The sequence below is a fragment of the Dorea phocaeensis genome, from assembly GCF_900240315.1.
Lineage (GTDB): Bacteria > Bacillota > Clostridia > Lachnospirales > Lachnospiraceae > Dorea_B > Dorea_B phocaeensis.
This window is the reverse complement of the sequence record NZ_OEPZ01000006.1, coordinates 24,409-49,002: the sequence shown is the minus strand read 5'-3', so window position 1 is coordinate 49,002 and position 24,594 is coordinate 24,409. Positions and strand designations below refer to the sequence as shown.

At 41.8% G+C, this 24,594-nt stretch carries 20 protein-coding genes and 1 other annotated feature; of the genes, 14 read left to right on the top strand and 6 right to left on the bottom strand.

Features of this window, described 5'->3' with window-relative positions; genetic code table 11:
- Positions 1-94: 94 nt before the first annotated feature.
- Positions 95-1,246: a methyltransferase gene (locus C0979_RS11145; protein WP_101696065.1), complete on the top strand. Its 1,152-nt coding sequence runs from the start codon at positions 95-97 to the stop codon at positions 1,244-1,246.
- Positions 1,247-3,688: a hypothetical protein gene (locus tag C0979_RS11140; protein WP_101696064.1), complete on the top strand. Its 2,442-nt coding sequence runs from the start codon at positions 1,247-1,249 to the stop codon at positions 3,686-3,688.
- Positions 3,689-3,733: 45 nt separating this feature from the next.
- Here C0979_RS11140 and C0979_RS11135 read toward each other — a convergent pair whose 3' ends face one another.
- On the bottom strand, positions 3,734-4,234 hold the full coding sequence (locus C0979_RS11135) for a QueT transporter family protein (protein WP_101696063.1): 501 nt from the start codon (positions 4,232-4,234) through the stop codon (positions 3,734-3,736).
- Positions 4,235-4,521: 287 nt separating this feature from the next.
- Here C0979_RS11135 and asnS point away from each other — a divergent pair, with 287 nt between their 5' ends.
- The 5 genes from asnS (at position 4,522) to C0979_RS11110 (ending at position 10,466) form a co-directional block, all read left to right on the top strand.
- Positions 4,522-5,913 (top strand): asparagine--tRNA ligase, encoded by a 1,392-nt coding sequence (gene asnS, locus C0979_RS11130; protein WP_101696062.1) that lies wholly within the window; start codon positions 4,522-4,524, stop codon positions 5,911-5,913.
- Positions 5,914-6,021: 108 nt separating this feature from the next.
- Positions 6,022-6,711, top strand: a complete 690-nt coding sequence (gene vanR / locus C0979_RS11125) for a VanR-ABDEGLN family response regulator transcription factor (RefSeq protein ID WP_101696061.1) — start codon at positions 6,022-6,024, stop codon at positions 6,709-6,711.
- On the top strand, positions 6,701-7,906 hold the full coding sequence (locus C0979_RS11120) for a sensor histidine kinase (protein ID WP_101696060.1): 1,206 nt from the start codon (positions 6,701-6,703) through the stop codon (positions 7,904-7,906). Before vanR ends, C0979_RS11120 begins: the two co-directional genes overlap by 11 nt.
- The gene (locus C0979_RS11115; RefSeq protein WP_101696059.1) at positions 7,842-8,897 is read left to right on the top strand and encodes a metallophosphoesterase family protein; all 1,056 of its coding nucleotides are present in this window, start codon (positions 7,842-7,844) and stop codon (positions 8,895-8,897) included. The genes C0979_RS11120 and C0979_RS11115 overlap by 65 nt, the downstream gene beginning before the upstream one ends.
- Before the next feature lie 3 nt (positions 8,898-8,900).
- On the top strand, positions 8,901-10,466 hold the full coding sequence (locus tag C0979_RS11110; RefSeq protein ID WP_101696058.1) for an ATP-binding protein: 1,566 nt from the start codon (positions 8,901-8,903) through the stop codon (positions 10,464-10,466).
- A 118-nt stretch (positions 10,467-10,584) separates the two neighbouring features.
- Here the strand turns inward: C0979_RS11110 and C0979_RS11105 are convergent, their stop codons facing one another.
- The 4 genes from C0979_RS11105 to murC all read right to left on the bottom strand — a co-directional run bounded on the left by C0979_RS11105 (position 10,585) and on the right by murC (position 15,375).
- On the bottom strand, positions 10,585-11,769 hold the full coding sequence (locus tag C0979_RS11105; protein ID WP_101696057.1) for a ribose-phosphate pyrophosphokinase: 1,185 nt from the start codon (positions 11,767-11,769) through the stop codon (positions 10,585-10,587).
- On the bottom strand, positions 11,753-12,769 hold the full coding sequence (locus C0979_RS11100) for an ATP-binding protein (protein WP_101696056.1): 1,017 nt from the start codon (positions 12,767-12,769) through the stop codon (positions 11,753-11,755). Before C0979_RS11100 ends, C0979_RS11105 begins: the two co-directional genes overlap by 17 nt.
- A 15-nt stretch (positions 12,770-12,784) precedes the next feature.
- On the bottom strand, positions 12,785-13,861 hold the full coding sequence (locus C0979_RS11095; RefSeq protein ID WP_101696055.1) for a DnaD domain protein: 1,077 nt from the start codon (positions 13,859-13,861) through the stop codon (positions 12,785-12,787).
- Positions 13,862-13,995: 134 nt separating this feature from the next.
- On the bottom strand, positions 13,996-15,375 hold the full coding sequence (gene murC / locus C0979_RS11090) for a UDP-N-acetylmuramate--L-alanine ligase (RefSeq protein WP_101696054.1): 1,380 nt from the start codon (positions 15,373-15,375) through the stop codon (positions 13,996-13,998).
- Between the two features lie 235 nt (positions 15,376-15,610).
- Here murC and C0979_RS11085 point away from each other — a divergent pair, with 235 nt between their 5' ends.
- The 3 genes from C0979_RS11085 to spoVG are packed head-to-tail and all read left to right on the top strand — an operon-like array spanning position 15,611 to position 18,310.
- Positions 15,611-16,885 carry a glucose-1-phosphate adenylyltransferase gene (locus C0979_RS11085; protein ID WP_101696053.1) on the top strand — a complete coding sequence of 425 codons (1,275 nt, stop codon included), beginning with the start codon at positions 15,611-15,613 and terminating at the stop codon, positions 16,883-16,885.
- Positions 16,882-18,000 (top strand): glucose-1-phosphate adenylyltransferase subunit GlgD, encoded by a 1,119-nt coding sequence (glgD, locus tag C0979_RS11080; RefSeq protein ID WP_101696052.1) that lies wholly within the window; start codon positions 16,882-16,884, stop codon positions 17,998-18,000. The genes C0979_RS11085 and glgD overlap by 4 nt, the downstream gene beginning before the upstream one ends.
- A gap of 37 nt (positions 18,001-18,037) precedes the next feature.
- Positions 18,038-18,310, top strand: a complete 273-nt coding sequence (gene spoVG / locus C0979_RS11075) for a septation regulator SpoVG (RefSeq protein ID WP_101696051.1) — start codon at positions 18,038-18,040, stop codon at positions 18,308-18,310.
- A gap of 65 nt (positions 18,311-18,375) precedes the next feature.
- Here spoVG and C0979_RS11070 read toward each other — a convergent pair whose 3' ends face one another.
- On the bottom strand, positions 18,376-19,083 hold the full coding sequence (locus C0979_RS11070; RefSeq protein ID WP_101696050.1) for an RluA family pseudouridine synthase: 708 nt from the start codon (positions 19,081-19,083) through the stop codon (positions 18,376-18,378).
- A gap of 218 nt (positions 19,084-19,301) precedes the next feature.
- Positions 19,302-19,508 (top strand) — a binding site (T-box leader).
- Positions 19,509-19,617: 109 nt separating this feature from the next.
- Here C0979_RS11070 and proS point away from each other — a divergent pair.
- The 4 genes from proS (at position 19,618) to C0979_RS11050 (ending at position 24,568) form a co-directional block, all read left to right on the top strand.
- A complete protein-coding gene (gene proS, locus C0979_RS11065) occupies positions 19,618-21,057 on the top strand; it encodes a proline--tRNA ligase (protein ID WP_101696049.1) in 1,440 nt (479 codons plus the stop codon).
- Positions 21,058-21,173: 116 nt separating this feature from the next.
- Positions 21,174-21,947, top strand: a complete 774-nt coding sequence (locus C0979_RS11060; RefSeq protein ID WP_159459878.1) for an REP-associated tyrosine transposase — start codon at positions 21,174-21,176, stop codon at positions 21,945-21,947.
- Between the two features lie 111 nt (positions 21,948-22,058).
- Positions 22,059-23,390, top strand: a complete 1,332-nt coding sequence (locus C0979_RS11055; protein ID WP_101696047.1) for a CCA tRNA nucleotidyltransferase — start codon at positions 22,059-22,061, stop codon at positions 23,388-23,390.
- Positions 23,391-23,554: 164 nt separating this feature from the next.
- Entirely contained in the window at positions 23,555-24,568 is a 1,014-nt protein-coding gene (locus C0979_RS11050) for a CotS family spore coat protein (protein ID WP_101696046.1), read from the top strand.
- Positions 24,569-24,594 lie beyond the last annotated feature (26 nt).

Genomic DNA, 24,594 nt, shown 5'->3' with positions numbered 1-24,594 from the left:
GGGACGGAGGTTTTTGCAAAAACCTCCGTCCCCAATTAATTTTCCCCTGTCCCTCTTGCAGGATTGTGGAAAAAACATTATTATAATAAATGCTATGGATGAATTAAGAAAACTTTTACAGGAAAATTTAAATATAGACTTTATTTCGGCCGTTCTCAGTAACCCAAGGAAAAAGGATGGTCCATCCAAGGTGAAAGTACGCCCAATTATGAAGAAAGACCAGTTGCTCTTCCAATTGGAAACCTTTGAAAATAATCAGGCTTTTCACCGGAATGTGGATAAGATAGAAGCAAGCGAGCTTTTGGCTCATGCGATGGAGAATATGAAGCAGATGCAGATGGAGACGCAGTGTGCGGATTACAATGTGCTGGTAAGTAAGAAAGGGAAGGCAACGATCAAGCGAAAGCTTCATAAGGGAGAGGCAAAGAAAGTGGATCTGTCTCATAACAGGAAGAAAAGGTATGTGTTAGAAGAAGGAATTCCGGTTCCGTTTCTCGTAGATCTTGGAGTAATGACAGCAGAGGGAAAGATTGTGCGTGCACGGTTTGACAAGTTCCGTCAGATTAATCGTTTTCTGGAATTTATAGAAGATATTCTGCCTCAGCTTGCAAAAGATCGTGAACTTACAATTTTGGATTTTGGCTGCGGAAAATCCTATCTTACATTTGCTATGTACTATTATCTGCATGAATTGAAGCGCTACGATATTCGGATTGTTGGACTGGATTTGAAAAAAGATGTGATTCGGCACTGTAATGAACTGAGCCAGCGGTATGGGTATGAGAAACTCAAATTTCTGGAGGGAAATATTGCGGATTACACGGGAGTAGATGAGGTGGATATGGTTGTAACCTTGCATGCGTGTGATACGGCAACGGATTTTGCACTTGCAAAGGCGGTGCACTGGAATGCAAAGGTAATTCTTTCAGTGCCGTGCTGCCAGCATGAGTTGAATCGTCAGATTAAAAATGAGGATCTAGCGCCGGTTTTAAAATATGGCTTGTTGAAAGAACGTATTTCAGCGTTGGTAACGGATGGACTCCGTGCTCAATATTTGGAACGGGAAGGTTATGAGGCGCAGATTTTGGAGTTTATTGATATGGAACACACGCCAAAGAATATATTAATCCGTGCAGTAAGAACAGGGCGCAAAGGGGAGAATGAAGACGCAATTCGCCGCTGCGAACAGGCGCTTGGAGTAGCGCCGACGCTGGGATGGCTGTTAGACCATGAAGGGGAAGTTTAAATGAGTTGGAAAAAAAGATTGTTAAATATCGGGATTTTATCGGCAGTATTTGTGGTAGCAGTGCTATTCTTTGGATATTTGACGAATAAAGGAAATGACGATATGACAGCGGACATGGGGGCGGCTACCTACCCCCAGGTTTCCTTTTCTTATGATGGGTATAGTCTGAATACACTGAGTGGTTATGCGAAACGGATGGATATTGTGTCTATGCGTGATTCTATTACGCCAGTGGTAAACGGGTGTTTGAATCTTTCTGTTCAGGAGTATGGAAATAAAATAGAGAGTCTGAGATATCGGATTTTTTCGCTGAACGGAAAAGAAAAATTGTTGGATGAGACCGTGAAAAAGCCGGGCGAGGAGATTGCTCTGGAGTTTGATCAAGAGGGCCTTTTGACAGAGGAGCGGGTGTTGGAGCTGACTCTTAACCTCGGGAAGGATCAATTGGTACATTTTTATACCCGGATAAAAAATGGCACCGATGCGCATATGCTGGAGTGCCTGGATTATATTCGCAACTTCCACGAAAGTGCCCTGGGAAAAGTAGAAGGAGCGGGAGTTGGCGCTGCGATTGAGCCGAGTGAAGAGGGAGATAATACGACCTTTGGACATGTGACGATTCATTCTGATTATGATCATGTATCCTGGGGGGAGCTGGAACCGGTTGTAGAGCAGGGAGAACGCTGGTACATTAAGGAGATGAATAGTTCTTCGACTTCGGTGCAGTTGGAGTATCGCGTCCGCTGCAAGGGAGAAGAAAATGAGACGGATCTTTATACTGTGAAGGAATTTTTTCGTGTTCGTCATATTCCAGAGGTAAATAAAACATATCTTTTGGATTACGATCGGACAATGGATCAGCTGTTTGATCCGACAAAAGTGGTGTTGAATGAGAAAGGAACCCTACTTGGAATTCAGTCGGAAAATATTCCTTATGAAGTCAATAAAGACGGTTCTATTGTATCGTTTATTGTGGGAGAAGAACTGTGGAACTATAATAAAAATACAGATGAAATTTCCCTGGTATTTAGTTTTTCAGCTGCAGAGAATACAGACGGGCGCAATCTGGTTGCACAGCATCAGTTGGAACTTCTTGAAATGGATGGAAAGGGGAATACAACATTTGCCGTGTACGGCTATATGAACCGGGGAGAGCATGAGGGTGAGACCGGAGTTGCCGTATACTGCTATGATATAGAGACGAATTCTGTGGAAGAGAAGGTATTTATTTCTACGGATATATCTTATGGAAATGTGATTCAGTCTCTCAATAAGCTGGCTTATTATAATGTGGATCAGGATACGTTGTATGTTATGCTGGAGGGAACCTTGTATGAGTATCAGGTTTCTGAAGAGGAACAGACTGTGCTGGTGAAAGGGTTAGATGACAGTCAGTATACGATTTCGGAAAACGGGCATATGGCCGCTTATCAGAAAGAAGGAGATGAAAACGGCGCGAAGAAGCTGGAAGTGCTGAATCTTGATAATGGAAAGAAACGAGAAGTCACCTGTCAGGATTCGGAATATTTGAAGCCTCTGGGCTTTGTGAAGAATGACTTTGTCTATGGTGTTGCGAAGGCTGAAGATATGGGAAAAACCGTATTTGGAGAGCGGACGCTTCCAATGTATAAAGTTGAGATTCAAGATGAAAAAAGTAAGGTGATCAAGACTTATGAAGTGGAAGGCATTTTTGTTCTGAGCGCAGAGTTTGAAGATAATATGATTACACTGAATCGTGCGACGAAGAATGGAGAAACCTATACGAAAACAGCGCCGGATTACATTACTAACAACAAAGAAAAGAAAGAAAGTAATATTTATTTGGAGTCCTATGCCACAGAATTGAAGGAAACGCAGAGACGTTTGACTTTTGAAAACGGTATTTCTGATAAGGAGCCAAAAGTCCTGAAACCAAAGCAGGTATTGTTCGAGACCCCATCGGTGGTAACATTTGATGAGTCGGAGCCGAAGAAGAAATATTTCGTATATGGGCATGGAGAACTGCAAGGAAGTTACGGAAAAGCCGGTGAGGCGGTGCGGGCAGCAGATGCCATCAGCGGAGTGGTGGTGGCGGAAGATCAGACGTATGTGTGGGAACGTGGAAATCGAAACCTTCAGCATACAATCAGTGATAAGGAGGAGATTATAGAAGGAATACGAACAAAGCTTGCAGCGCAGCAGCCGCCGGCAGAAGTTATGAAAGAGATAAATGGCGGAAGTTATATGGATCTGACGGGGTGCAGCACGGAAGAATTATTGTATCTGATAGGAAGGGGTCGACCGGTAGTTGCTATGCTGGATTCCGTTTATGCGGTTATTTTGGTTGGATATGACGATAGCAGCGTGACATATGTGGATGTGGCAAGCGGCGAGCGCAGAAGTGTGCCATACGAAGAGATGGATCAGATGACTGCGGGAAGTGGAAATACGTATATAGGATAACATTTGGGACGGAGTTTTTTTCAAAAAACTCCGTCCCAAATGTTATTATACCCTGTCCCAAATTGGACGAAAAAGTACATTTTTATATTTTTTTAAAGCATAATAAATGATTAATCCCAATAATCCACAGGAAATAATTTCACCTATTCCCACTGTCAACATCATAAAAGGAATTGGCAGTGCAACGCCATAGCCGTAGCGAAGTACGAATGGAACAACGAAAACGTTGGCGATGATTGGTGGCAGTGGTCCAAGAAATGGATTTTTACTGCGCAGCTGATACGTGAAAAATGCGCCAATCAAAGTTGCAAGACTGCCAAATATAATATCTGGGAGAATGGCGCCGCCTAGGATGTTTCCGATTAGGCATCCTGTGAATAACCCGGGAATAGCCGCTGGTGTAAATAGGGGAAGTATGGTAAGTGCTTCTGAAATTCGAATTTGTACTTCTCCGAAAGAAAATGGTGCGAATACGAAAGTTAGCACCACGTAGATAGCAGCGATCATGGCTGCCTGTGTCATGAATGTTACTTTTTGATTTTTCATATTTTGTTCTCCTTTAGTTTTGTTTTACGAGTGGAAGGTCGCGAACACTCGATTCATTTTACGCCGGGAATCGGCGGTGAGCCCATTAAGACCTTGTTTTTGCGGGCTCTGCAACGTGAGTTAGTATAGCATGAAAAGCCAATAAAAGCAAGGCAGGAGAAGGTCTTTGCACTAGATTAGTGACGGCGGGGATTTCGCTTCGCCCCTTTCAAAAATTTTGTGGATATGTTATAATACTTTCAAACTGTCCGTGAGACGTAAGCGATTAGAAAAAGGAGTAGATAGATATGGATTTAATTGCAATCAGAGAATTATATAAGAACAAAGATCAGTATTTGGATCAGAAAATTACTGTGGGGGGATGGGTGCGCAGTATTCGTGATTCAAAAGCATTTGGATTTATTGTATTGAATGACGGTACATTTTTTGAGCCACTGCAGATTGTGTACCATGATACCATGGATAATTTTGAGGAAATTTCCAAGTTAAATGTAGGAGCTGCAGTTATCGTAACAGGAACGCTGGTGGCGACACCGCAGGCAAAACAGCCATTTGAGATTCAGGCAGATACGGTAGAGGTGGAAGGTGCGTCTGCTCCGGACTATCCGCTTCAAAAGAAACGCCATAGTTTTGAGTATCTCAGAACAATTTCTCACTTAAGACCGAGAACCAATACCTTCCAGGCAGTGTTCCGCATCCGTTCCCTGACAGCTTATGCGATTCACAAATTTTTCCAGGAGAGAGGATTTGTATATGTGCACACGCCGCTGATCACAGGAAGTGATTGCGAAGGTGCAGGTGAGATGTTCCGGGTAACGACATTAGATATGGAAAATCTGCCAAAGACGGATGAGGGAAAGGTGGATTATAGCAAAGATTTCTTTGGAAAAGAGACGAGCCTTACTGTAAGCGGTCAGTTAAATGGAGAAGCGTATGCTCAGGCATTTCGTAATATTTATACATTTGGTCCTACATTCCGGGCAGAGAATTCCAATACGACCCGTCATGCAGCAGAATTTTGGATGATTGAGCCAGAGATGGCATTTGCAGATTTGGATGATAATATGATGCTGGCAGAAGCAATGCTGAAATATGTGATTAATTATGTGTTGGAAAATGCACCAGAGGAAATGAATTTCTTTAATTCATTTGTGGATAAGGGACTTTTAGATCGTCTTCATAATGTGGTGTCTTCTGAATTTGCAAGAGTTACTTACACAGAGGCGGTAGAGCTTTTGGAGAAGAACAATGACAAATTTGAGTACAAGGTATCCTGGGGAACAGATCTTCAGACGGAGCATGAGCGCTATCTGACAGAGGAAGTGTTTAAACGTCCGGTTTTTGTTACAGATTATCCGAAGGACATCAAGGCATTCTATATGAAGCAGAATGAGGATGGAAAGACAGTGGCAGCAGTTGACTGTCTGGTTCCGGGAATTGGAGAAATCATCGGAGGAAGCCAAAGAGAGGATGATTATGAGAAGCTGCTTGTGAGAATGAAAGAAATGGGACTTGCTGAGGAAGATTATAAGTTCTATTTGGATTTAAGAAAGTATGGTTCAACGAGACATTCCGGATTTGGTCTGGGATTTGAGAGATGTATTATGTATTTGACAGGAATGGGCAACATCCGTGATGTGATTCCGTTCCCAAGAACTGTGAATAATTGTGACCTGTAAATGTGGTAAATGGGGATAATTTTAATTGCCAAAAGGGACAGGGATATTTTCATCGGGGACGGAGTTTTTTGAAAAAAACTCCGTCCCCGATGAATAGGAGGACAAATTATGAACATTTTAGTTGTGGACGATGAAAGAGAGATTGCTGACATTATTGAGTTGTATTTGCAGAATGATCAGTATAATGTATACAAGTTTTACAATGGACAGGATGCGCTAAATTGTATTCGGACAATGAAGATTGACCTTGCGATTCTGGACATTATGCTTCCGGACATTGATGGTTTTCAGATTTTGAAACAAATTCGGGAGCGTTATACGTTTCCTGTGATTATGTTGACAGCGAAGACGGAATATATGGACAAAATTACAGGACTGACATTAGGAGCAGACGACTATATACCGAAGCCTTTTAATCCGTTGGAATTGGTTGCAAGAGTAAAGGCTCAAATTCGCCGATACACACAATATAATGAAGGAACCAAGGATGAGGGTGACGTAATTGATTTTGGAGGTCTAGTATTGAATCGGACATCCCATGAGTGCGTATATAATGAAGTTCCACTTACCCTGACTCCGATAGAGTTTGATATTCTTTGGCTTCTTTGTGAAAACCGCGGTAAAGTGATCAGTTCAGAAGAGTTGTTTGAAAAAGTCTGGAACGAAAAGTATTATAAGAACAGCAACAACACGGTTATGGTGCACATCCGTCATCTTCGTGAGAAAATGAGCGGCCCAACCGGGAAATCTGATTTCATTAAGACAGTGTGGGGAGTTGGGTATAAGGTTGAAGAATAATTATCGCAAATTGAAATTCAGTATTCTTTTGCAGACAGTGTTTGTTACAGCCGTAACGGTGCTGGTCGGAGGTTTTCTGCTGAATTATGTCATTGATGGAATTTACAATGATAGTTTTGGGAAAATTTTTGTAAAAGTCCTAATGTCTTTTCAGGTAGATGAGCAAACGGCAATTGATTTATATTGGAGATGGCTGGGAGACAATAAAACCTTTTTTATGGTTGTTGGCTTTTTGCTTCTTTTTGCGCTGTTTTTCTACGTCGCGCTCTCCAAGATGACAAAGTATTTGGATCAGATCGGGGATGGTATTGAGAACATTGTTTCGGATTCTACAGAGCCGATTCATTTGATTACGGAATTAAAACCGATTGAAATCCGCTTAAATGAGATCAAAGCGACACTGAAGCGTCAAGAACTGGAAGCGGAAGAGGGAGAGAAGAAGAAAAATGACTTGGTACTCTTTCTGGCACACGATTTGAAAACACCGCTGACGTCCATTGTTGCGTATCTGAGTATGTTGGACAGCCATCCGGATATGCCGCAGGAGCAGCGGGAAAAATATATCCGAATTGCAATGGAAAAATCGATTCGTCTGGGGGAATTGATTAACGAGTTTTTTGATATTACCCGCTATAATCTACAGAATATTGAATTGGAACCGGTTGAAATCAATCTTTCTTTGATGCTGGAGCAGCTGGCAGATGAGCTTTATGGAGTGCTTCAGGAAAAGCAGCTGACTTGTGAGGTGAATGTAGAAGAAAATTTGATGATTTACGGAGATCCAGATAAGTTGGCGAGAGTTTTTGATAATATTTTAAGAAACGCAATTGCATATTGTTATCCACATACGAAAATTCGGATTGAAGCCCAGATGAAAAATCAGGATATTGAGATTATATTCAGCAATCAGGGAGATAAAATTCCAGGAGCAATGCTTCAGACAATATTTGAAAAATTCTATCGTGTAGATGGTTCCAGATCCAGCGGAACCGGAGGAGCGGGATTAGGTCTTGCGATTGCAAAAGAAATTGTAGAGTTGCACGGCGGCATGATTCGCGCGAAAAGTGATGATATTTCTACACAGTTTATTGTAACATTGCCAGGAAAGGCTGACGAAGAGGGAGTAACAGATGAAATTTATACACATCGCAGATATACATTTGGGGGCAAATCCGGACGCAGGAAGCGCAGGTAAGGACACGCGCGGACGAGAAATGTGGGAGTCGCTTGAACGAGTGACGAAAGTTTGCCGGGGAGAAAAGGTGGACGTTCTGTTGGTGGCAGGGGATTTGTTCCACCGGCAGCCACTTTTGAGAGAATTAAAAGAGGTTAATTATTTATTTGCGTCGATGGAAGAGACGCAGGTAATACTGATTGCCGGAAACCATGATTATCTGAAAAAGGATTCTTATTACCATACATTTGCCTGGGCGCCGAATGTACATATGATTTTGAGTGAAGAAATTTCCTGTGTAGAACTGCCGGAACTTGAGCTGGCTGTTTATGGCTGCAGTTATTATAGCAGAGAAATTGCAGAGGAAAAATATCAGGGGATTTATGCAAAACATTGCCAGAAATATGAGATTTTGTTGGCACATGGTGGTGATGAGAAGCATATTCCGATCAAAAAAAATGATATGGTTTCTCTTGGATATGACTATGTTGCACTTGGGCACATTCATAAGCCACAAATATTTGAACCTTATCCTATGGCATATGCAGGAGCGCTGGAGCCCATAGACAAGAATGATATGGGGGAACACGGTTATATCAAAGGGGAATTAACGGAACAGGGATGCCAGTTTGAATTTGTCAAATCTGCTTTGCGAGAGTACATTTCTATGGAGATTGTGGTGGATAAAGAGACGACCGGATATGAACTGCGTGGAAAAATTGAAGAAGCGATTGCCGGATGTGGATGTAGGAATCTCTATAAGATTCGGATTACAGGGCAGAGAAGTCCAGAGACGCTGTATGATTTGAGCGCGATGGATCCGTATGGTAATATTGTAGAACTGAAAGATGAGACCCGTCCGGCTTATGATTATGAGAAATTGATGAAACAAAATGGCGAGAACCTGCTTGGCCGGTTTATTCAAAGTTTGAAGGATAGCGAAGAAGACAGCATTGAATATCAGGCCTTGTGTGCAGGAGTAGAGGCTTTGGTAGAGACGAGAAGAGGATAGAGTATGAAAATCTGCAACCTTTTGCTGAAAAATTTCGGCAAATTCCAAGGACGAGAGATTGAATTAAAAGAGGGAATCAACATTCTATATGGGAAGAATGAGTCGGGAAAAACGACTCTGCATTCTTTTATCAGGGGGATGTTTTATGGAATAGAGAGAGGGCGTGGCCGAGCATCTGTGAATGATACTTACATGATGTATGAACCATGGGACAATGCGGCTTATTATTCGGGGGCACTTCGTTTGGAGAGTGGCGGAAAAATTTTCTGGATAGAGCGAAATTTTGACCGCCATACGAAAAAGGCGGATTTAGTGTGTGAGACGGATGGAGAGCAGCTGTCTGTGGAAGAAGGGGATTTGGATATGCTGCTGGGGGGATTGAGTTCCTCTGGGTTTGACAATACGGTTTCTATCGGGCAGATGAAAGTTGAGACGGGACAGTCGCTGGATGCGGAGTTTCGTAATTATGCAATGAACTACTATCAGTCGGGAGCAGAAGAAATTAATCTGGAAGCAGCCCTTAATTATCTGCGAGAGAAACAAAAAAGCTTAGATCAGCAGATTCGTCAGGAAATGGAAAAACGACAGGAAAAAAGGGAGAGGATTGAACAGGAGTCTTCTTATGTGTGGAGGGATGTTCATCGTTTGGAGATGGAACGGGAACATCTGGATGAGGAACTGCATTATCGGGAAAAGAAGGAACAGGAGCGAGAAAAAGAGCAAAACAGCAGTCAGAATGGACATAGTGTAGTGGAAGAGCTACGGGCAGATAAATGGAGGGTTCATCCTCTGGAAATTATTTTGTTTATTGTGCTGGTAATTGGTTCTTTTGCCTTGATTCCCCGTCCCTGGAACTATCTGGTTGCGATTGTCATATTCCTTGCTTGTGGATTATATATTTGGAATCGGATGAAGGTGGGGAAAAAACAAGAAAAAACGGAACCTGAGTTGATTTTAGAAGAGATTACGCCAGAAGAAGAAAAAATACCGCTGAAAAAATTGGCATGGGGAATTGAACGAATTGATGCCGACTTAAAAGAAAAAAGAATTCAGTATGACAATCTTCAGGAGCAGTTGGCAGAACTGGATGAAATCAGCGGAGAATTTCAAGAGTGGGACAGGAAGCGGGAAGCATTCGTGCTTGCTCAGGAGAGATTAAAAGCTTTGTCTCAGACAATGCAGGAACAGTTGGAAGCTAGATTGAATCAGCGGGCATCGCAGATCATTCAGGAAATTACAAATGGACATTATGATCGTCTTTTAGCAGAAGATCATTTGCATCTGGTACTATTGTCGAAAGGAAAGAGAGTGCCGGTTGAGCGAGTTAGCAGAGGAACTTTGGAACAGGCATATTTTGCGCTTCGGATGGCAGCTGGAGAGATGCTTTTAGAGGAGGAGATGCCGGTTATTTTAGATGATACATTCGTGAATTATGATGATGAGCGTTTGGAGAGAACCCTTCAGTGGTTGGTAAAGAACAGGAAACAGGTTTTGATTTTTACCTGTCAGAAGCGAGAAGAACAGGTCCTGTTGGAGAGGGGAATTGCGTTCCACAAGGTTATTGTATAAAAGATGAAAAAGAATAATAAGAATCCCGGAAGAAAGGGATTTGTGCTTGTTTGAAAAGACTGCAGAAATCTTTCTTCCGGGATATTTTGTTTTAATAAAGAGAAATTAAAGATCGATATTAAATCTCTTCGCCTCGGTTGTATTTTTCGATGACCGCCTGAATACGTTCGCTTGGATTTAAAATACTGCTGATGGAACCATCGTGGTTCAGCGTATCAATCATCAGAGCGATGTACTTACTCATGTCACAGTTGATATAGTAAGGACGCTCCAGAAGCTCTGGTGTCTGATAGATCAGGTTGGTGGTGAGGATTGCGTCAATGAGTCCTTCCTCGTATGCCTGATCAAACTTCTCAAGTCCGTTGGTGAAGAGTCCGAAAGTTGCAGCAGCAAAAATACGTTTTGCTTTGCGCTGTTTCAGCTGGCGTGCAACATCTAAAATACTGTCTCCGGAGGAAATCATATCATCCAGGATAATTACATCTTTTCCTTCTACAGAAGAGCCAAGGAATTCGTGTGCAACGATAGGGTTGCGTCCATTCACGATTTTGGTGTAGTCACGACGCTTATAGAACATACCCATATCAAGGTTTAGAACGTTGGCAAGGTAAATTGCACGTCCGGTAGCACCCTCATCCGGGCTGATTGCCATCATATGTTCGCTGTCGATCTTCAGATCTTTGTAATGACGGAGCAGTCCTTTCACAAACTGATAAGTAGGACGAACTGTTTCAAAGCCGTTTAAAGGAATTGCATTTTGAACTCGTGGGTCGTGTGCATCAAATGTAATGATGTTGTCAACACCCATGCGAACAAGCTCCTGAAGAGCGAGTGCGCAGTCTAAAGACTCGCGTCCGCTTCTTTTGTGCTGACGGCTTTCGTATAAAAATGGCATAATGACGTTGATGCGGCGTCCTTTTCCGCCAACAGCAGCAATCACTCGCTTTAAATTCTGAAAATGGTCATCTGGTGACATGTGGTTTACATGACCGGTCAAAGAATAGGTCAGGCTGTAGTTACATACGTCCACCATAAGATAGAGATCTTTACCGCGAACAGATTCGTTGATGATACCTTTTGCTTCTCCGGAACCAAAACGTGGAACTTTGGCATCAATCAGATAAGTATCCTTTTCGTAACCATTGAACACGATATCATTTTTGGGGGCGTGATTGTCTTCTTTGCGCCATTGCACTAGGTAATCATTTACTTTATTACCCATTTCGTTGCAACCGTCCAGTGCGATGATCCCCAGAGCACCAACCGGTATGTTGTCAAGAGTACGATCAGTACGACGTAGCATCTTTTGTACCTCCCAGGTTTAATAATTTTTTTTGGATACGGATGTCGTCTCCAGTCAACCGCAGCATAGTATAATTACTGCTGATTCGTGAAAAGATCCGCTCCGAGTAAATAGATTTTATATCTTCCAATGCTAGATTGGTAGAGATAACAGTGGATTTCTGACGCAGGATGCGTTCGTTTAGACAAACAAATAACTGTGATGTAGTAAAGGAATTGGAAAGTTCCGTTCCCAAATCATCAATGATCAGCAGATCACAGTTATAAATATATTCGGGCTCTTCCTGGTCTTGTTCTTCTTTTCGCCCAAAAGTATGGCGGGCAAAAAGATCAAACAACTGCGCTGCAGAAAAGTAAATGACGGAATAAGCCTGGTCAATTAGCTCTTTGGCAATGCAGTGCGAGAGGAATGTTTTTCCAACTCCTGTGTCTCCATAGAGCAGAATATTTTGAAAGTTCTCTGAAAAATGAGCTGCAAAATCATGGCAGGTTTTCAGAGCTGTCTGCATGGATTCTAATGAAGATCGCCCGGTCAGCGGGTCGATATGGTTGCTGGAATAAAAATCCAGGCAACAGGTATGGAAGTTTTCCTTTTCCAGAATTTCATGCAGATTCGATTGTGTATAGAGAAGATCTACGATTGCTTTTTTCAGGCAGTGGCATTTCTGGGTGCCCTGATAGCCCGTATCTTGACAGTCTGGACAAGTGTAATGAAGTTCCAGATAGTCAGAAGGCAATCCGTGAGATTCTAATAGCCGTTGTTTTTGTAAAGTAAGAGAGGTAAGTTCCTGCTTTAAAGAAAGAAGAGCGGTCTCGTCACCATCTAAAAGTTTCCTTGCCTTCTCAAGGCTTAGAGAAGAGATGGCGTGATCCAGCTCTTCCAGTTCCGGAATCAGAGAATAAGCGCGTTTATAGCGTTCCCGAAGCTGGTATTCGTTATCCAATTGTCGTTGTTCATAAGTACGCATAATTTGTTCGTACTGTGAATTCGATAATGCCATGGATCAAACTCTCCTTTATTGCTGAACAAGTCTGCGTTCCAAATCATCCATATTATAGGAACGGTTGTCGAAATTGTTGAATTTATTTGTTTTTGGAGCAGGAGAAGAGCAAGCAGTCTGCTTTTGTTTCTTTTTCTGTTCCTTTTCTTTTAGATAATGGGCGTCCAGTGCAGAAATATCCTTAAATGCACGTACTTTTTTTTCATGCCAGTTTTCTAAAATTCGATCGGTATATTCAAAGCTTGGCTGATGGATCGCGTTCATAGTGCGGTCACATGCCTCTAAAATAATGTCCAGTGTAAAACCATATTCTTCATTCCATTTACGAATATAAGCAATTTCAGAAGAGGCAGGGGCTCGTCCCTTAATTCCGTATGCATTTAAAATGGAATAACAATTTTTATTATACTGAAGAGAACTGGATTTTGCGGCTTCTACAGTGGTAATATTCTGTTCGCTCCAGGAAAGTGCGACTTTTTGGATGTATCGCATGCTCTTGTGCCCGTTTTCCACACAGTATTCAATCAAATATTCAATCAACTCTGCGGACATATGGAGAGAATCAAAAAAGTATGTAATCATATCGATGTCAACAGAAGATAAAGTTTTTCCCAAGTATTGTTCTGCAACAAAGAGCAGCTCTTTAAATTCTTTCCGCTCTTTGCGGCTACGATACTGCTGAATATTAGAAACGCTGTTGACTTCATCTGAGGACGCCTTTGGCACGGATTCTTTGCACATAGAAGGTGTCGAAGCGGTCTGGATAGCAGATGCGCCGGCCTGCTGATTGGCTGTGCCAGAAACAGGATCTTCCGGTGTTAGCTGTGTAGTATCATCCGGATCGTCATAATCAAGAAGTCCTTCTTTTTTCCAGTATTTTAGTGCTCTTAACACATCCTTCTCCGTGCAGTCTAACAGATCTGCCATCGCAGAGATGGAAAGTGTGCCAGAAGCGTTGGAAAGATGGCGCAAAATCAGAAGATACACCTTTACATATTCTCCGTTTGCCGTGGGCATATAACGGTCTATAAATTCATTTTCCAGCACGGTAGTAGTGCCTTGTACGTAATTTGTAAGGGTTAATTTTTTCATAATCAGTACGCCTGTCCTTCCTCTTGCTCGTTTAGTGTAGAGTTATTATAGCATCAGAAGGACAGGGAAAAAAGAAATTTTTGCTTGAAAAATCAGGTTTTTTGTGGATAAAAACCTGTGGAAAATGTGGATAACTAACGTTTTAACAGGTTTTCGCCAATGTTTACAACGTCTCCCGCGCCCATAGTTATCAACAAGTCCCCTTTATGACACATCTTGAGACAGAAGTCCTCGATTTCTCCGAAACTAGAGAAATAATAGGCATCACAGCCCTTTTCTTTCAGTGCATTTGCAAGGTCAAGAGAAGAAACACCAAGGGTATCCGTTTCTCTGGCGGCGTAAATATCGGCCAGAATAATATGATCGGCCCTTTGGAGCGTTTCTACAAATTCATCAAACAGCGCCTTGGTACGTGTGTAGGTATGGGGCTGGAAGATGCACCAGAGCTCCTGGTGAGGATAGTGATGGGCAGCGTCTAATGAGGCTGCAATTTCTGTTGGATGATGTGCATAATCATCAATAATAGTAATGCCGTTTACTTCGCCTTTATGTTCAAAACGACGGTTTGTTCCGTGAAAATCATGGAGTCCGGTCTGGATTGTTTCCATTGGAATTCCAAGTTTGTCTGCAACGGCAATGGATGCCAGAGCATTAGAGACGTTGTGGTCGCCGCTGACGGACAAAGAAATCCGTGAAACGAAGATTCCTCTGATTACCAGGTCAAAGGAAGCTGCTCCGGTTTGATTGTGTGTGATATTAACGGCAGCGTAATCAAAAGAGCTGTCCATTCCATAGGTAATGACATTACATTTTAAACCATCGGTAATGCCGCCTAAACGGTCAATTTCACCGTTGATGATCAGTGAACCGTCTTTTGGCAGGAGTTCTGCAAATTTGCGGAATGAATTGCGAATATCTTCCAGATCTTTAAAGAAATCCAGGTGGTCCTCGTCAATATTAAGAATCACACTGATTTTTGGAAAGAAATGAAGAAAGCTATTGGTATATTCGCAGGCTTCTGTCAAGAAAATTTCGGAATTTCCGACTTTAATATTTCCGCCGATAGCTTTTAAAATGCCGCCTACAGAAATTGTTGGATCCAGTTCTCCGGCGAGAAGGATGTGGGACAGCATGGATGTCGTTGTCGTTTTCCCATGGGTTCCGGAAATGGCAATCGGCATATCGTAGTTGTTCATCAGCTGTCCGAGAAGTTCTGCCCGGCTTAACATAGGAAGACCTTTTTGTACAGCTGCCATATATTCTTCATTGTCTTCGTGAACGGCGGCAGTATATACAACCAGATCGATTCCTTCTATCATATTAGATGCTTTCTGCCCGTAAAACACGGTTGCACCGAGTGAGGCTAGATGCTGGGTCAGAGCGGACTCCTTGTTGTCAGAGCCGGAGATCGTAAATCCTTCTTTCAGAAGAATTTCTGCAAGACCACTCATGCTGATACCGCCGATACCGATGAAGTGTACGTGTACAGGCTGAGAAAAATTAATTTTATACATATTGATCAATCACCTTTCTGTTCAATTGCGTGAATCTAATTAAAATAACTGTCATAAATCTATCTATCTGTCCATATTATTATAAACATATATGGCAAAAAAACCAAGCCGTAAGTTTTTGTTATATTTTAATAAAAAGTTTAGAAAAAATACGATTTATTTGTAAAATTTGTTCTCTGAAAATCAAAACTATGGTATAATCAGAACTATAATATTACTGAGGAGGGGTGATGACATGAGAAAAAAGGAAATGATAGCGATGCTGTTGGCAGGAGGGCAGGGCAGCAGACTTGGAGTTCTTACTGCTAAGGTCGCAAAACCAGCGGTTGCATTTGGCGGTAAATATCGGATTATCGACTTTCCACTCAGCAACTGTATAAATTCAGGAATTGATACGGTCGGAGTATTGACCCAGTACCAGCCGCTTCGGCTGAACGCACATATAGGTATTGGAATTCCGTGGGATCTAGACCGGAATTTCGGAGGCGTGACTATTTTACCGCCGTATGAGAAGAGCAGCAACAGTGAGTGGTATACCGGAACGGCAAATGCTATTTATCAGAATCTGGAGTATATGGAGACGTTTAATCCAGATTATGTATTAATTTTGTCAGGCGATCACATTTATAAGATGGATTATGAGGTTATGCTGGATTTCCATAAAGAGCATGATGCTGACGTTACGATTGCGGCAATGCCAGTGCCAATGGAAGAAGCGAGCCGTTTTGGAATTGTAGTTACCGAAGAGGAAGGGCGGATTGCAGAGTTCCAGGAGAAGCCGCCGCAGCCAAAGAGCAATTTGGCTTCTATGGGAATTTATATTTTCAGCTGGCCGGTATTAAAAGAAGCACTGCTTGCTCTGAAAAATGAGCCGGGGTGCGACTTTGGAAAACATATTATTCCATATTGCCATGAAAAGGGACAACGGTTATTTGCCTATGAATATAATGGATATTGGAAGGATGTAGGAACGCTGGGATCATATTGGGAAGCGAATATGGAATTGATTGATATTATTCCGGAGTTTAACCTGTATGAAGAATTCTGGAAGATTTATACAAACAGCGAAATCCTTCCGCCGCAGTACATATCTTCACAGTCGGTGATTGAGAGAAGTATTATAGGAAATGGCTCTGAGATTTATGGAGAAGTTCATAACAGTGTGATTGGTTCAGGAGTAACCATTGAAGAAGGAACGGTTGTCCGGGATTCTATTATTATGAAGGATGTTACCATTGGAAAAGGCTGTGTAGTAGACAAGTCTATTATTGCAGAGAAATGTAAGATTGGTGACAACGTTACATTGGGAATTGGAAGTGACGTGCCAAATAAGTTGAAACCAGCAATTTATTCCTTTGGCCTTGTAACCATTGGGGAAAATTCAGTAGTGCCAAGCGGAGTGCAGATTGGAAAGAATACAGCGATCAGTGGAGTGACTTCCAAAGAAGATTATCCGAATGGCGTATTAGACAGTGGAGAGACATTGATAAAGGCAGGTGAACGTGTATGAGAGCTGTTGGAATTATATTAGCAGGTGGAAACAGTAATAAGATGCGTGAATTAACACAGAGACGTGCGGTGGCAGCAATGCCGGTGGCGGGAAGCTACAGAGCAATTGATTTTGTGCTTAGCAATATGTCTAATTCACACATTCAGAAGGTTGCCGTGCTGACACAGTATAATGCACGGTCACTCAACGAACATTTGAATTCTTCTAAATGGTGGGATTTCGGAAGAAAACAGGGTGGTTTGTACGTGTTTACGCCGACAATTACGGCGGATAATGATTATTGGTACAGAGGAACTGCAGATGCGATTTATCAAAATCTAGATTTTCTGAAAAGATGCCATGAGCCTTATGTGATTATTACTTCTGGAGACGCTGTTTATAAGATGGATTATAACAAAGTGCTGGAATATCACATTGCAAAAAAAGCAGATATTACAGTGGTTTGTAAAGAAATGGATTCAAATGAGGATGTAAGCCGGTTTGGAACGGTGAAGATGAATGATTCTATGAGAATAGAAGAATTTGAGGAGAAGCCGCTTGTGGCAACATCCAATACGGTATCAACGGGAATATATGTGATTAGAAGACGCCAGCTGATCGATCTGATTGAACGGTGCGCGGAAGATGACAGGCATGATTTTGTAACCGATATTCTGATCAGATACAAAAATGTGAAGAAGATTTACGGTTATAAGATAAAGGATTACTGGAGCAGCATATCGACAGTGGATGCTTATTACCAGACAAATATGGATTTCCTAAAACCGGAAGTCAGAGAGTATTTTTTCAAAAAGCAGCCAGAGATCTACTCTAAGGTTAGTGATTTGCCACCGGCAAAATATAATCCGGGCGCAGTGGTTAAGAACAGCCTGATAGCGAGTGGAAGTATTATCAATGGAACAGTGGAAAATTCAGTTCTCTTTAAAAAGACGTTTGTCGGCAATAATTGCGTGATCAAAAATTCTATTATTTTGAACGATGTTTATCTGGGAGACAATACTTATATTGAAAATTGTATTGTTGAAAGTCGTGATACGATCAGAGCAAATACGCGTCATGTTGGAGAAAATGGTGTAAAAGTAGTTGTGGAAAAGAACGAGAGGTATGCACTGTAAACAGGAGTGCAGCTTGGAAGAAAGGGGCTAAAGGAATATGCAGATTACAGATGTACGTGTGAGAAGAGTCGCAAAAGAGGGGAAACTTAAAGCGGTAGTTTCAATTACTATGGATGAGGAATTTGTAGTACATGATATTAAAGTGATTGAAGGAGAAAAAGGTCTGTTTATTGCAATGCCGAGTAAGAAGGCGCTGGATGGGGAATATAGAGATATTGCACATCCGATTAATTCGGGGACGAGAGAGAGAATTCAAAATATTATCCTTGAAAAGTATGAGGAAGCGCTGAACGAAGAGGTAGAAGAGTAATTAATCGGGGACGGAGTTTTTTGAAAAAAACTCCGTCCCCGATTACGTTGTGCGCCTGTCCCGTTCTAACAATCATCCTGTTCTAATTCAAAATGTAAGGGCTTTTGGGTCTTAGGATGATGAAAATCTAATCGATAGGCACATAAGCAGGTTGTTTGCCAGGTGCCGTTTTCCACAGGTTGTGGATTATATTTGGAATCTCCGAGAATAGGACAGCCAAGAGCTGCTAGCTGTACTCGGATTTGGTGATGCCTTCCTGTATCGAGGTGGATGTTAAGCTCAATTGGGGACGTGTTCAAATGAAAAAAACTCCGTCCCAAATGAAAAATCCCCTGTCCCTTTTGAACGGTTTCGTAATGCAGACGGGCAAGTTTTGCACCAGGTGTATCGGGAGTGCAGATTTGAGAGATATTTGTTTTGCGGTCTTTGACCATATAATTTTCAAGGGTGCCACTTTCCGCAGGTGGCATTTTATCAACGAGGGCGCGATAATATTTCCCAAAGCTATGGGAGGTAAGCTGGCGGTTTAGTTCTTTGGCAGCGAAGGGAGTTTTTGCAAAGACCAAAATTCCGGATACCGGTTGATCTAAACGATGAATGACTGCCAGATAAGGTTCACCCTTGCTGTGGTTGGAGTGGGCGATATGATTTTTAAGAAGAGAAACCATATCTGGAGAGCCAAGTTTTCTGCTTTGAGTTGCAATGCCGTGCGATTTGACGCACACCAGAATGTGCGTATCTTCGTATAGAATATTAAGAGGTTTGGTATTCATTGTTGATTCTCCTTAATGTTGAAGTGGTTTGTTTTTATCATTTAAACATAGAGTATCTGAATATGCAAATATAAATGGAAAGGAAGGTGGATAAAGGTGTAATATTACTGACTTTTGTACATGTGAGGAAATGGTGAAGCAGAGTAAGGGCTTGGGTGTGGAAATTTCTGCCTTGACAAATGCAAAATGATAGATTAAAATCACAGTTAACTCAAGAATTTTTGGCAATGAAGAGGATTAGTACATGAAAGCAAGCCCCAGAGAGGAGATCATATGGTGGGAGATCTCTGCTTTGAACTACATGGAACCCGCCTTGGAGCCACTGCATGAAAGTGCAGCGTCTGCCAGCGTTAATGGCAAATGAGAGAACTGCGAATGGGTTGCAGTTAACTAGGGTGGTACCGCCGAGCTTTTCGGTCCCTTTTAGCGGGGACGTAAGGCTTGGCTTTTTCTTTGTGAAAAATAATACGTTTCCCGATATATTTGAGTGTGGGGCAAGGGCCTCGTCAGAATAAGAAAAAGGAGAAGAGAAACATGGCAAAGGAAAAATTAGTAAAAAATATCACACCTCGTGATGAAAATTTTGCACAGTGGTATACAGACGTTGTGCGCGAGGCAGAGTTGTGTGATTATTCAAGCGTAAAAGGATGTCTGAATTATTTACCGAATGGGTATGCGATTTGGGAACTGATTCAGGCGGACCTTGACAGACGTTTTAAAGAAACAGGAGTAGAAAATGTATCTTTACCGCTTTTGATTCCGGAAAGCTTGCTTGAAAAAGAAGCTGATCACATTGAAGGATTTGCGCCGGAAGTTGCATGGGTAACACATGGTGGTATGGAAAGACTGCAGGAAAGATTATGTATTCGTCCGACTTCAGAGACGTTATTCTGCGATCTGTGGGCAAGAACAGTAAAATCTTATCGTGATCTTCCGAAGGTATGGAACCAGTGGAATTCTGTGCTTCGTTGGGAGAAGACTACAAGACCGTTCCTTCGCTCTAGAGAGTTCCTGTGGCAGGAAGGACATACAATTCACGCAACATATGAAGAGGCGGAAGCACGTACGATTCAGATGTTCCATGTATACGAGGATTGCTATAGAGAAACGATGGCGATTCCATATGTGTCTGGAAGAAAGGCAGAGCATGAGAAATTTGCTGGAGCGCAGGATACTTACACAGTAGAGGCGCTGATGCATGACGGAAAGGCACTTCAGTCTGCAACAAGCCATTTCTTTGGAAGCGGATTCCCAGATGCATTTGGTATCAAGTATATTGATAAAAACAATGAGCCTCACAGTGTATACGAGACTTCCTGGGGATGGTCTACCAGAAGTATCGGAGCATTGATCATGGTTCATGGTGATGATGACGGACTTGTTCTGCCACCGCATGTTGCACCTGTTGAATGTAAAATTATTCCGATTGCACAGCATAAAGAGGGCGTGCTTGACAGAGCGTATGCATTGTTAGATGAGCTGAAAAAAGCTGGATATAGAGTGAAGATTGACGACTCCGATAAGAGTCCGGGATGGAAGTTCTCTGAACAGGAGATTCTTGGTATTCCAACTCGTATTGAGATTGGACCAAAAGACATTGAGAACAATCAGGTTATTGTTGTTCGCCGTGATACACGTGAGAAAATTGTGGTATCTCTGGATGAAATTGCTACAAAACTGCGTGAAATCTTAGAGCAGGAGCAGCAGGATATGTACGACAGAGCGAAAGAATTCTTGGACAGCCATATCGATACAGCCGTGACGATGGATGAAATGGTTGAGAAGTTTAAAGCAAATCGTGGATTTGTAAAAGCATGCTGGTGTGGAGATCCGGAGTGTGAAGGCGAAGTGAAGTATGCAACAGGAGGAGCAGCAACCAGATGTCTGATCGAGGATGAAGAAATGATTTCAGATAAATGTATCTGGTGTGGAAAACCTGCAAAACATATGGCATATTGGGGAAAATCCTACTAATTTTTGCAATTCATTTGGGACGGAGTTTTTTGAAAAAACCTCCGTCCCAAATTGAAATTGAAAATACCCTGTTCCTAAATTTTAAGAAGCTCATTCTCCGTCAAAGGGGGAATTATATGCCAAGAAAACCGAGACAGGAAAGTCTAACAGGATATTATCATGTAACGACACGAGGGTTGAATAAAGAGCTGATTTTTAATGAAAATCGAGAAAAATCTAGAATTCTTAATATCATTCGAGAAAACTATCAAAAATTCAATGTCAAAATATTTGCATATTGTATCATGCAAAATCATATTCACTTGTTGGTGAAATCAGAAAAAGAGGATTTATCATCTTTCATGGCCAAGATTCTGGCTGAATACGCAAAATATTATAATTATAAACATAAAAGAGTTGGTTACGTCTTTCAGGGACGATTTCATAGCCAATGTATCGAAAGTGAAGAACATTTCTGGAATTGTCTACGATATATTCATTTAAATCCATTAAAAGCAAAAATGTGTAAGAATGTACAAAGTTATCGTTATAGTAGTGCACAAGAATATTTTGATCCGGCAAAATACAAGAAGGGTATTTTAAGTAGTGAAGGATATGATATGAACGTGGGATTACTGGATGGCACGAAAGCCTTTGAAGAGTTTCATCGGATTGAAAGTTCAAAGGTTTTTGCGGATATTCCAGAGGAGGAATTGATGCAGCAAAAAGAAATTGCAAGGATGTTTCTCGAGAATATTTCGAAAGATTTTGAACTTTCCAAGGAAGAGATTTTGGATTGGTGTGACATGAGAAATTTGTTTGAAAGTATTATTGCAAATCAGTTTGAAATTTCAAAACGTGCGGCAAAAAAGCTTCAGAAACTATTAAGGGAAGAAATGAGAATGAGATAACCAAAAGGGACAGGGATATTTTCATTCGGGACGGAGTTTTTTGAAAAAACCTCCGTCCCGAATGAAAATATGATATTATAACCATGGTGTTAGTAAATGGAGGAAAAAGATATGGATAAGTTAAAAATTAATTTGCCGAAGCAGGTAAATGAAATTATAAAAGTTTTGCAGGAACATGGATATGAGGCATATGCTGTTGGTGGTTGTGTGAGGGATTCAGCTTTGGGGAGAAAGCCAGAGGATTGGGATATCACAACATCTGCAACACCAGAAGAAACAAAGGCGCTGTTTCATCGGACATTTGATACGGGGATTGAGCATGGAACAGTAACGGTTTTGCTGGACCATGAAGGGTTTGAAGTTACGACATATCGGGTAGATGGAGACTATGAAGATAACAGGCACCCAAAAGAAGTTACATTTACTAGAAATTTGAGAGAAGATTTATTGAGGCGTGATTTTACCATTAATGCGATGGCGTATAACGAAAAAGATGGGCTGGTCGATGTTTTTGGAGGAATGCACGATCTAGAGGCAGGAGTAATACGATGTGTGGGCAATGCAAGACAGCGATTTTCGGAAGATGCCCTTAGAATTCTGCGAGGAGTAAGATTTGCGGCACAATTGGGATTTGAGATTGAGGAGGATACAAGAAGCGGGATGCGCGAGCTTGCGGATACACTTCAAAATATCAGTGCTGAAAGAATTCAGATAGAGTTAATAAAAATGCTGACTTCGAAACGGCCAGGATTGTTGAAGGATGCCTATGATTTGGGAATTACAAAGCAATTTTTGCCGGAATTTGATCAAATGATGGAAACGGATCAGGAAACGCCGCATCATATGTATAATGTGGGAGAACACACACTACATGCAATGGAAAATATAAGAGCAGATAAAATTTTGCGTTTAACTATGTTAATGCATGATATGGGCAAGCCGAAGATGAAAACGATAGATGCAAACGGTCGGGCGCATTTTAAAAAACATGCAGTAGAGAGTGAGAGTATTGCGAAAAATGTGCTGCGCAGGTTGAAATTTGATAATGATACACTGCATAAAGTGTGCAAACTTGTTTGTTATCATGACTATCGTATGCCGGCAGAGGCAGCTAATGTTCGTAAGGCGATGAATAAAATAGGGGAAGATCTATTCCCATATTATATGGAAGTGCGTCGGGCGGATGTTTTAGCGCAGAGTCTGTATCAAAGAGAAGAAAAGTTATCTAATTTAGATGCAATTGAAAAATTATATTGTGAAATCTTAGAAAAAAAACAATGTGTGTCATTGAAAGATCTTGCAGTGACTGGCAAGGATTTGATAGAAGCCGGGATGAAGCCTGGCAAGGAAATTGGGGATAAGTTAGAGGAAATGTTGGGGATAGTACTCATAAACCCAGAAAAGAACACGAAAGAAGCATTGTTGAAAACTCTGCACATATAATTCGTTAGAACGTGAAAGACAAATTGGGACGGGGGAAAGTCAATTTGGGACAGGGAAAAATATGAATGGGGACGGAGGTTTTTTCAAAAACCTCCGTCCCCATTCATATTTTCTCCCCATCGGACATACGTTAGAGAGAATAACGGAAAATGTAGGGGATGGATATGCAGGAATATGAGTTGAAAGTATTAGAACAGTACAATATAAAAGTGATCAGTACGCGGAAAACCAGGGGCGCCGTGCTATGTGATACGGACCAGGGACTTCTTCTGCTAAAAGACGTCACCGGGCAGGAGAAGCGAATACCGGTTGTGTGGGAGCTGCACGATTACCTCCGGCAGCAAGGAGTAGAGAATACGGATGAAATCATTTTGAATCAAGAGGGGGACAGTGTGTCCGCATTAGAGGGGGAAGGAAGATACATACTGAAGCGCTGGTTCCCCGGACGGGAATGTGATCTGCACCGACCGGCGGAACTTCTGGAGGCAACAGCCAGCCTTGCAAAATTACATTTACTGATGCAGCATCAGCTGGAACTTCCGGCGGGGACAGGGACTGATTTGAAGGAAGAGTACGCACGTCACAATCGGGAATTGAGAAAGGTGCGGAAATATATGAGAAAGCTTTCGCCCAAAGGAGAATTTGAAATTGCCTTTTTAAAATGTTTTGATCAAATGTATCAGTGGGCATCCGCTTCGCTTCAGGAATTGGAACAGTCAGGCTATGATACACTTTATAAAGAAAGTGTGGAAGGGCACTGCCTCGTTCATGGAGAATACAATTACCACAATATTCTGATGCTTCCGACAGCGCGCCCTGCGCGGGTGGAAATGCCGGAGATTGCAGTGACCAACTTTGAAAAATTCAAGTATGATGTACAGGTAGAAGACTTGTATTATTTTCTGAGAAAAGTAATGGAAAAGACCGGCTGGAAAACCAGGCTTGGTGATAATATGATCAATGCCTATTCAGCCGTCCGCCCAATATCGGATGTGGAGATGGAATACTTGAGAAATCGTTTGTCCTATCCGGAGAAAATCTGGAAGATCGCCAATTCCTATTATCATTCCAACAAAGCATGGGTTTCGGTGAAAAATATCGAAAAGCTTTCCACGGCAATTCGGCAGACGGAAGAAAAACGCCGGTTTTTAGAGGAGATATTTTCTTTTCATTTGTAGCATCCTGTTGTATAATAATGATATTA

Excerpts from the sequence above, each read along its gene's own strand:
- C0979_RS11145 (WP_101696065.1), top strand. The coding sequence starts at position 95 with ATGGATGAATTAAGAAAACTTTTACAGGAAAATTTAAATATAGACTTT.
- C0979_RS11140 (WP_101696064.1), top strand. The coding sequence starts at position 1,247 with ATGAGTTGGAAAAAAAGATTGTTAAATATCGGGATTTTATCGGCAGTA.
- C0979_RS11135 (WP_101696063.1), bottom strand. The coding sequence starts at position 4,234 with ATGAAAAATCAAAAAGTAACATTCATGACACAGGCAGCCATGATCGCT.
- asnS (WP_101696062.1), top strand. The coding sequence starts at position 4,522 with ATGGATTTAATTGCAATCAGAGAATTATATAAGAACAAAGATCAGTAT.
- vanR (WP_101696061.1), top strand. The coding sequence starts at position 6,022 with ATGAACATTTTAGTTGTGGACGATGAAAGAGAGATTGCTGACATTATT.
- C0979_RS11115 (WP_101696059.1), top strand. The coding sequence starts at position 7,842 with ATGAAATTTATACACATCGCAGATATACATTTGGGGGCAAATCCGGAC.
- C0979_RS11110 (WP_101696058.1), top strand. The coding sequence starts at position 8,901 with ATGAAAATCTGCAACCTTTTGCTGAAAAATTTCGGCAAATTCCAAGGA.
- C0979_RS11105 (WP_101696057.1), bottom strand. The coding sequence starts at position 11,769 with ATGCTACGTCGTACTGATCGTACTCTTGACAACATACCGGTTGGTGCT.
- C0979_RS11100 (WP_101696056.1), bottom strand. The coding sequence starts at position 12,769 with ATGGCATTATCGAATTCACAGTACGAACAAATTATGCGTACTTATGAA.
- C0979_RS11095 (WP_101696055.1), bottom strand. The coding sequence starts at position 13,861 with ATGAAAAAATTAACCCTTACAAATTACGTACAAGGCACTACTACCGTG.
- murC (WP_101696054.1), bottom strand. The coding sequence starts at position 15,375 with ATGTATAAAATTAATTTTTCTCAGCCTGTACACGTACACTTCATCGGT.
- C0979_RS11085 (WP_101696053.1), top strand. The coding sequence starts at position 15,611 with ATGAGAAAAAAGGAAATGATAGCGATGCTGTTGGCAGGAGGGCAGGGC.
- glgD (WP_101696052.1), top strand. The coding sequence starts at position 16,882 with ATGAGAGCTGTTGGAATTATATTAGCAGGTGGAAACAGTAATAAGATG.
- spoVG (WP_101696051.1), top strand. The coding sequence starts at position 18,038 with ATGCAGATTACAGATGTACGTGTGAGAAGAGTCGCAAAAGAGGGGAAA.
- C0979_RS11070 (WP_101696050.1), bottom strand. The coding sequence starts at position 19,083 with ATGAATACCAAACCTCTTAATATTCTATACGAAGATACGCACATTCTG.
- proS (WP_101696049.1), top strand. The coding sequence starts at position 19,618 with ATGGCAAAGGAAAAATTAGTAAAAAATATCACACCTCGTGATGAAAAT.
- C0979_RS11060 (WP_159459878.1), top strand. The coding sequence starts at position 21,174 with ATGCCAAGAAAACCGAGACAGGAAAGTCTAACAGGATATTATCATGTA.
- C0979_RS11055 (WP_101696047.1), top strand. The coding sequence starts at position 22,059 with ATGGATAAGTTAAAAATTAATTTGCCGAAGCAGGTAAATGAAATTATA.
- C0979_RS11050 (WP_101696046.1), top strand. The coding sequence starts at position 23,555 with ATGCAGGAATATGAGTTGAAAGTATTAGAACAGTACAATATAAAAGTG.